At 46.0% G+C, this 9,613-nt stretch carries 2 protein-coding genes; both read right to left on the reverse strand.

All coding sequences use genetic code 11. The features are described from left to right. On the reverse strand, positions 1 to 4,268 hold a 4,268-nt coding region (locus QUB12_RS29170), incomplete at its 3' end, for a DUF4347 domain-containing protein (protein ID WP_333309553.1). A gap of 502 nt (positions 4,269 to 4,770) precedes the next feature. Beyond that, positions 4,771 to 9,613: calcium-binding protein (locus tag QUB12_RS29175; protein WP_333309556.1), on the reverse strand; the 4,843-nt coding region annotated here is incomplete at its 5' end.

The raw sequence follows: 9,613 nt of genomic DNA on the forward strand, positions 1-9,613 counted from the left end.
TCCAGAGTAATGGTTTTCGAGGTCTCGCCCGCTGCAAAATTAATCGTACCAGTCGCAGCAGTTGCACCGGATGTGCCACCGATGTTGTTGTAATCGCTGACGTTTGTAGCAGTACCTGCGATCGCATAATCTACTGTGCTCGCCAACTCAGTGCAACCGCTGCGAGTAACAGTAAAAGTGGCAGCAGTTTTGCCTTCGTTGCCTTCAGTAACGGTGGCAACACCAGCACTAATCGCGTAGTCGATCGGATTAAGCAGAATTGTCACCTTGCTAGCACCCGATCCGATGCGATCGCCTGGCCCTGAAATCACCCTGTTAAATCCGGCGTAAATCTCGGAATTGACTGGCCCAGTAGCATCAACTTGACCGTTTAGGGCGTAAAGATATGGCGAATTCTGGCTATTCTTTAGCCCGTTTTTGTTATCCCACCCAAGTTCTTCGTTGCTGACTTCAAACTCGACACGGGAACCATTACTAACAAAGTTAGGCACATTTCCTGCGGTAAGTTCTCCGCCAGGAGGTGTATTGTAGTCATTCCCGTAAACGCTCATGTTGCCGTCAACAATGTTCATCTCGGCATCGCGGCTGTTAGTGCTGGCATCCCCTCCATAGCCATTGTTTGACGCTGAGTCGCCGAGATTTACCGTCCATCCTGACGGAGTTTTGTCGTATTCAACGATGAATTTCGCTTTTTTGATTTTGCCGTCAAAATTGATTTTGGCTACTGCTTCTAACCAACTGTCTGCGTTTGAGTCGGTCGGGGTATTTACTAGAGAAATAAACTGGTTTGGCGCACCAGTAATTGTGCCTGTTTTGAGGTCTATTTGGTACGGACTCAGGCTTGATGTCACTGGTGGCGGTACATCGTTATCAGTAATCGCCACTGTCACCCCTGGAACCACAATCCCGTTATAATTCGTATCAGCGCTACTCACAATGTGAGTAAGATTAGCGCTGTGCGCCCCTTCCACAACCGCATCGTCAACAGCTTTCACCGTAACGGTTTGAGCGACATTCCAATTGTCCGCAGTGAAAGTGATAGGGGCGAGATCCTCAATCTGATCACCTGTTGTGAGAGTGATAGTTACAGGGTCGCTGGGCCGCGATTTCAGCACCACATTGTAGGTACCATTCGTACCTGCTTCTGTGGCAGTTGTTTCCGTAGGAGTAATAGAAACACCAGCCGTATCATCATTAGTAATAGTTGTGGTAGCGGTAGCAGTGGTAAGTGTCGGTGTAGAATCTAATACCGAGGGATTTGACAGCGTAACCTCAAGGGTTTCATTGGCTTCGATCGCCGCATCGCCTAAAACATCCAGAGTAATGGTTTTCGAGGTCTCGCCCGCTGCAAAATTAATCGTACCAGTCGCAGCAGTTGCACCGGATGTGCCGCCGATGTTGTTGTAATCGCTGACGTTTGTAGCAGTACCTGCGATCGCATAATCTACTGTGCTCGCCAAGTCAGTGCAACCGCTGCGGGTAACAGTAAAAGTGGCAGCAGTTTTGCCTTCATTGCCTTCTGTAACGGTTGCAGTACCAGCGCTAATCGCGTAGTCGATCGGATTGAGCAGAATTGTCACCTTGCTAGCACCCGATCCGATGCGATCGCCTGGCCCTGAAATCACCCTGTTAAATCCGGCGTAAATCTCGGAATTGACTGGCCCAGTAGCATCAGGTTGACCGTTGAGGGCGTAAAGATATGGGGAATTCAGGCTATTTTTTAGCCCGCTTTTGTTATCCCACGCAAGTTGTTCGTTGCTCACTTCTAACTCGACGCGGGAACCATTACTCACAAAGTTAGGCACATTTCCTGGGGTAAGTTCTCCGCCAGGGGGTGTATTGTAGTCATTCCCAAAAACTGCCATACCCCCGTTAACAATCTGCATCTCGGCATCGCGGCTGTTAGTGCTGGCATCCCCTCCATAGCCATCGTTTGACGCTGAGTCGCCGAGATTTACCGTCCATCCTGACGGAGTTTTGTCGTATTCAACGATGAATTTTGCTTTTTTGATCTTGCCGTCAAAATTGATTTTGGCTACCGCTTCTAACCAACTGTCTGCGTTTGAGTCGGTCGGGGTATTTACTAGAGAAATAAACGGGTTTGGCCCACCGGTAATTGCGCCTGTTTTGAGGTCTATTTGGTACGGACTCAGGCTTGAAGGTTGACCGTTAGCCGCAATAGTTAGTGTGGTTTGTTTGGTTGTACCGGCAACGCCACCGATGATTGTGCCAAAGTTGAAGATTGCGGTTTCGGCATTTTCAACTATGTTGTCGGGTTTGATAGTAAATGCAACATTCTGGGTGAGTGCGTCACCTGTTGCACCTGCGGGGAATGTAATCGAGGTAGGCGAAAAGGTGTAGTCTGAATTTTCGGTGGCACTGCTGCTGGGGTCGATGACAATAGGCACTGTTACAGCAGCGTCAGGAGTGGCGCTGATAGTAACGGGAATATTGACTACTGTATCTGCGGTTCCTTCACTGCCACTGTAAGTTGCAGCCCCGAAATTTACCGCCGGGGTTGTATTAAGCAGAATCGAAACGTCGTTAGTCCAATAGTTCGACGTGGCTAGGTCAAGATTCCCATCCGCATTCAAGTCTGCCGCAGTGACAGTCCAGGGATTTGACCCCAAGCTATAGTTGGCGACAGGGCTAAAAGTACCAGTGCCTGTCCCCAACAGAACCGAGAGGTTATTAGCCACAGGGGTCGAGCTGCTAACACCGTTCGCTGTAGCTAAGTCAATTTTGCCGTCGGCGTTAAAGTCACCTACAGTAACGGAACGAGGCCCTGTCCCCACAGCAAAGTTAGTGTTAGTCCCAAAGCCACCTGTGCCATTCCCTAACAGTACCGATACATTATTAGAGCCTTCGTTGGCTGTAGCTATGTCAGGGTTGGCATCCCCATTAAAATCTTGCACAGCAACAGAATAGGGGTTTGTTCCCACACTAAAATTAGTGGCAGTGCCAAAGCTACCCGTGCCTGTCCCCAATAGAATCGAGACATTGTTTGAGGTAAAGTTCGCCGTAGCTAGGTCAAGTTTGCCGTCTTTGTTAAAGTCGCCTACAGATACAGACTGGGGTTTTGTCCCGACGATAAAGTTCGTGGGATCACTAAAGCTGCCTGTACCTGTCCCTAATAGAATAGAGACATTGTTTGAGTCAATGTTGGCTGTGGCTAGGTCAATCTTGCCATCTCCATTGAAGTCGCCGGACGTAACTGACCAAGGACTCGACCCGACGTTAAAGTTGGTAGCTGTACCAAAACTGCCTGTCCCTGTTCCTAACAAAATTGAGACGTTATTACTCCCCCAGTTGGCAACGGCTAGGTCAAGCTTGGTGTCTCCATTAAAGTCTGCCACCGTCACAGCAAAGGCATATTGTCCCACAGGAAAATTAGTGGGAGCACTAAAGGTGCCTGTACCTGTCCCTAATAAGATAGAAACGTTAGCGACACGATTCGGCACGGCTAAGTCAGGCTTGGTGTCGCCGTTGAAGTCTCCTACGCCGACGAATTGCGGCTGCCCCCCCGCGCCAAAATTAGTTGCAGCACCAAAACTATTCAAAACATACTCGTAACCTGCTAATACTTCGGCTTCAAATGCCAGCGGCGTTTCTATTTCCCCGGTTCTGACTTCCAGTTCCCAGTCGCCGCCTTTGGCTACACTTCCCGTGAGGTTTTGGGAAGCTGCAACGTTTGTATTTGTGAGTTGGGCAATCCGTTGGATGAAGGCTACACCGTCTATATCTCTCGCCTGTTCATCATCTATGGCGTATTCATCCGATCCGCCGTTCGTTTCAACCCCCGTCTCATAGCGAAAGTCCTCGCTTAGGGACTGTTTATTGAGGTTGTTACCAGTCGGTTTCAACCGACTTGAGCTTTGAGACAGGGAATTCATTCCCTGGCGGACTTTCGGGTAAGTGCGAGGTGATGATGCGACATTACAACCGTAAATGAGAATGTCCGCATCAACACTTAAAGCACTCCGCCACTGCTGCAATTTCTCGGAATAAGTTTCCACATTATCTGCACTCAAGCAGCCATTACCCAATTGCAAGCTGCCCGGAGCACCGTGAGAAACTATGTGAATGCTGTCAATATTGGTACGAAGAGCTAAAATATCAGTAATTTGGTCGATCGCATCTTTATTCCCATCCAAAACGACTACTTCCGTACCCGGTTTTACCCCTGCAATCAAACTTTGATAATTTTCAACTTTAGTATCGATAAAGACGATCGCACTTGGTGAAACTTGATTATTTAAATTTGGCATAATGCACCTACTAATAGCTAAAAAAAGACAAGGATTTCCCTGTTTCGCGACTTGCATCCGAAACACTTTCTGAAGGTTGTAGTAACCATAACTGTTTTTTTAGAGAATATCTATAAAGTTTTCTTTATAAACACCTTTTTATTTAAAGTTTTGATAAAGATGGGGAATTTTATTAAGTAATATTACGGATAAGCCAGCGCGAGGTGGATGAGATAACACAAAAACATTTCAATAGCAAGTGTCATTATACTGAAATATTAAGAACGGGATTTTTGATACATATCTGCCATGCGGTTGGGCCGTTCGTTTCAAGCCCTAGCGGACTTTCGCAAGGGTGGGGGCGGGTTTACGGGATAATTGGTATTAGGCAATTATTTCCCGTAAAACCCGCCCCTAAAACTTATTCGTTACCATCTTTACGGGCGATTCCCTACGGGATAGCTTCGCACGCGCGGACTTACTTCAAACTCCGATAGAATAAGTGCTTGAACCCACATCCTTCTTAAATCAATCCGAAATTAACGGCACTGATGCTGCTAGCAGAAACTCCGGTGAGAGAGGCTAAAATCTCCCCTGTTTGTGCAAACCGGATTAATGTTGCATCGCTATCTTGGACAATGGCTAATTGCGAGAAAGTCAACCCGTTACCCAACACTAACAAGTCTTGACCGACTTCAAAGTCAGCAACAGTATCAATACCAGAATTGGTAGATAATAAGAAGCGATCGCTCCCTACATCCCCTACTAAGGTATCATCACCCAAATCGCCACTGAGGAAATCGTTACCCTCACCTCCTACCAGAAAATCATTGCCTTGACCGCCGTAGAGGGTATCGTCGGCTTTTTCACCAATTAGGATATCTTCACCCCGATTGCCAGAAAGGAAATCACTAGCCGCACCACCAGTCAAGGTATCAAAACCCTTTCCGCCGTAAAGCGTATCGTCACCAATTCCACCATCTGTTAAGTCGTTCCCCTGATTGCCATTCATCCAATCATTGCCATCAAGGCTAAACAGCAAGTCATTTCCTTTTTTACCGCGCAATATATCATCGCTAGCGCTGCCCATGAGGGTATCATCGCCATCGGTGCTTTCGGTAGTATTTTCCCCATCTTTAACTAATTCAATACCGCTTTCTGGGAATGGTTCATCGGGTGTAGATGGTGTACTGGAGTCATCAGTATCTAAAGTATTACGGACTGTTGGATTGTTAGCTGTCGCCGACTGAATTTTGGTATTTAGAGATGCACCAGTATTTTCGGAAATTGCCGACTGAATCGTTTTATTCCCGGCTGCAACTTGCAGTAAATCTTGGGCTACTTGTCCTTGTGCAACTTTTTGGATGCGGGCGATTTCTGTCGCGGCATCTGAGGGCGAGGAATTGCTGGATGCGATCGCCTTTATTCGCTGATTTCCCTCGGCAATAATTTGGGCAGCATCCGAAGCAATACTAGAGAGTTGCGGTACTTGCAGTTGACTCGTCGCCGACTCAATAATCGCCTGCACTTGTGTGGAATTGCTGAAGTCGAGAGTGCCAGATTTAATTTGATTGGCAACCGCAGAAATTACGCTCTTGGCAATCTCATTTTTCGCGGTAGTTGAAGCACCGGTAATTAAATCGGTGACTAAAACAATGGTATTTTGTACCTGAGCGTGTGCTGCATAAACCGCCACACCCTTGGGATCGTTATTGGCGATCGCCTCCAAAGGATCGTAGCTGCCCAAATCAACATCAGCCGGCAGACCCAGCGCTGATTTCACTTGAGTTTCAGCAGTTTCAGGGTCAGTGCCTTGCTGGGCTAACTCAGCGATGACGGTAGTTAAAGGTGTCACCACCTCTGACTCTGGAGTAGAAGACAACTGTGTCTCTAGGGGCAAATAGGTCGAGATATCTATCCCGTCGGTGATGACAATTTTACCTTCGGTATAGTCGATCTTGCTATCTTTATTGTTGTCGAATTTTTCTAGTTCTATCGTGAGGTCGAAGCTGCCATCAGGGTTGGTAAAAGCGAAGGGTTCATTATCATCTTGCAGCCCATTGAAGTTGGCATCGAAGAAGACTGTTCCACCAGTGATGTAACCATCAATGGCGCGACTCTTGCGCGTCGAACCACTTCCCAATCGGAAGTCAGCCAGTTTTATTTCACCTAGGCGCCTCTTGTAAGCTGTTTCCCAGCCATCCCAGAAAGTCCAATACTCAGCCTTAAAATCTAGGGCAGCTTTCACGTCACCATTAACTTCAAACAGGCTCAGGGGGTTGCTGATGCGGGAAGTAATTTCGGAACCGCGAATTTTGCCATCACCCGTTCCTCTAAAGGGAACAAACCCTTCTCCCACGTCGAGCAAGTCTAATTTAGCATTAGCCTTAATTCCACCCGTGAGGTAGGCATTTGCCACTGCAATATCAACTCCGCCCCCAGCCGAAATACTAGCATTAAGCTTGAGTTCATTAACATCCGATCCTGTACCATCTGCATTTTCGCGATCGCTTACATAAAAACCATCAAGAACTTTATAGGCATCTGAGGCATTAAAGCCAGATTGTTTCCATTGAGAAAGTCCAGAGGTATCAAAGCCGAAACCAAAGTTAGCTTTAGCTTCAAAGTTTCCCTGTAACTTGCCGTTGACACCTACATCTACAACAGGAATGGAGTAGATAGGAAACTTTCTATTAATACTGAAATTAAAATCGAGCTTTGGCACTTTATAGTCGAACAGGTTGACATCTGGTTTACCCATCAGCAAGTCGATGGCAACTTGAGGCTCTCTCAAGATAGGAAAACTCAGCCCATCCATCTTGTCAAAGAGGGAAAGCAACTCTTGAGTGTTGCCCTTTGAATTTGATTTAGCTTGGTCAGTGGGAGATGTGGCGGTTTTGGTTTGAGTTGTATTAGCAGTTTTGGTATCAGCATTGGGATCTGTGGCATCGAAATCGATCGCGTAGTCACCTAAATCTATAGCAATTTTCTCCTCTTGAGATGAAAAACTATTGAGCAAATCACTTGCTTGGCCGATGTACTGAAGGGCATCTAGGAATCGATCATCGATCGTTGTGCCTGTGAGAGTCGCACCCATTTCGATCAGCGTCACCTTGCCATCGCGGTCTTGGTCGAAGAACTTCCTGATCGCCTTGAATTCAGACAGCAGTTTAATATCCTTCTCCAGTGCATTGATTATAGGAAGAGCCGGCTTCACAACATCATTGACTTTGGTGATGACAGGTTTAGCAAAACCCGTAATAAAGCTTCCCAAGTCGAGCTGCATATTCTTGAACTCAACACTGGGTTTTTGCGGCCCGGTTAATTCACCGTTAGCGTAATTGACGATCGGCCAATTAACTCCAAGGTCAAAGTCAAAGGAAGGGATAGCCGGATTGCCGTTAACGCTAGTTTTAGCTTGCAGACCGAGATTAGCACTACTATTTAAGGTAGGATTCAATAAGTCTGACAACTGATAGTTGCTAGTCAGTTCTGGGAAGGTTAGGCGAGATCCATCATTCGCACCTCCCAAATTATCTAAATCTTTTAATTTGACGGCAAATTTTGCTTCAACTTTGGTAGGATTGTCCTTATTGTTGGCAAGGTCTACTTGGAAAAATCCTAATTGACCTTTGGCATTGAAATTATTATCTAGACCAGCTTCTACATTTGCGTCCAGTTTGGTTTTGTTGGTGTCAACATAGAAGCCAAAATCTTTATTGACGCCAAATCCTAATGATAAGTTACCGTCAAATTTGGATTGTGCTTTGCCATTTACGTCCAAACCTAATGCTGGAAGTCCTAAGTCTCCAGAAAGGTTAACATCTGGGAATTCATAGTTTTTGTCTAGGGAAATTTGCAGATTAATGTCATCTGGAGTACCGTTACCAATTACCCTCAAACTAGGCCAATCTAAAAAGCCAAAGAGTTTTTTGGAAGGAAAATATTTGGTTAATCCTGCTTGTAGGTTGTTGGCAATTTGTTCAGAAAATTTCTGGGCAAATTGAGAAGTTAATTTTGCCCCTAATGCTTCGGAGTTGAAATTGCCATCTAGCGAGTCTTGGACAAGAGAAGTGAGGGTTGAACTGAGAGTACGATCGCTAACTAACTTCAACTCATTTATTGTACTCTCCTTGACTGTATTCAGGAAAGTCAAAGCACTAGAATCTCCGGGAATTACATCTTTTAATTTCCCTAAAATTGGCAGTTTTACTTCCAGTAAATTTTGATTGAGACTGTCTTGAAGCTGAGTCAAGCTTGTTTCCAACCCTTGTAATGTTTGCCCCCAGTTAAAAGAGGCGTTATCAATGTTAATTGTTGGATTTTGCGGTGCAGTTAATTGACCGTTGGTATAATTAATAGCCTGCCAATTAGCGCCCAGGTCAAAACTTAAGGAAGGAAAAGCAGGATTGCTGTTAATGCTAGTTTTAGCTTGGAGACCGAGATTAGCGTTAGCAGTTAAGGTAGCATTGAACAAATCTGCTAACTGATAGTTACCACCAAGTTCTGAGAGAGTTAAGCGAGATCCATCATTCGCACCTCCCAAATTATCCAAATCCTTCAAATTGACGGCAAGTTTAGCCTCAGCTTTAGTGGGTTTTTGAGGATTATTATTCAGGTCAAGTTGTAAAACGCCTAAATTAGCTTGCCCCTTAGATTTGTCATCTATTCCGGCGTCAAAATTAGCTGTAAGCTTGGTTTTGTCGGTATCTATGAAGCAACCAAAATCTTTATGAACACCCACAGCGATCGCCAAATCAAAATTTGCTGTCGATTTAGCTTTCCCATCCGTAGTCAAACCTAATCCAGGCATCCCTAAATTTTGGGCTAAATTAGCATCGCCTTGATATGCTTTACCCAGAGTAATTAGTAAAGTGCTTTCATCTTGAGTAGAATTGCGATCGACTTTGACGTTGAAATCAGCTCCAAGTACATTGCCCAAAGTAGTTTCTAACTGCTCGGTAGTTTGATTTACCCCATTTTTAACCGCATCGACTAACTTATTTTTGAAGCTGTCAATAAAATTGGGGGCAATGTTCTTGAGGGAACCAACTATGGGTAGTTTAATTGTATTTAGCTGGTCGTCAAGGATGTTTTCAAGTTTGTTCAATCCAGCTTCTAAGCCACACCAATTATTCTGTGTGTTGATGATAGCAGGGGGTGTCGGTGTCGGCGGTGTCGGCGGCTCGACTATAACTGGTGTCGGTGTCGGTGCCGGCGGTGTCGGCGGCTCGACTATAACTGGTGTCGGTGTCGGTGTCGGCGGTGTCGGGGGCTCGACTATAACTGGTGTCGGTGTCGGTGTCGGCGGTGTCGGGGGCTCGACTATAACTGGTGTTGGTGTCGGTGTCGGCGGTGTCGGGGGC

Source organism: Microcoleus sp. B7-D4, assembly GCF_036705125.1.
Classification (GTDB): Bacteria; Cyanobacteriota; Cyanobacteriia; order Cyanobacteriales; family Microcoleaceae; genus Microcoleus.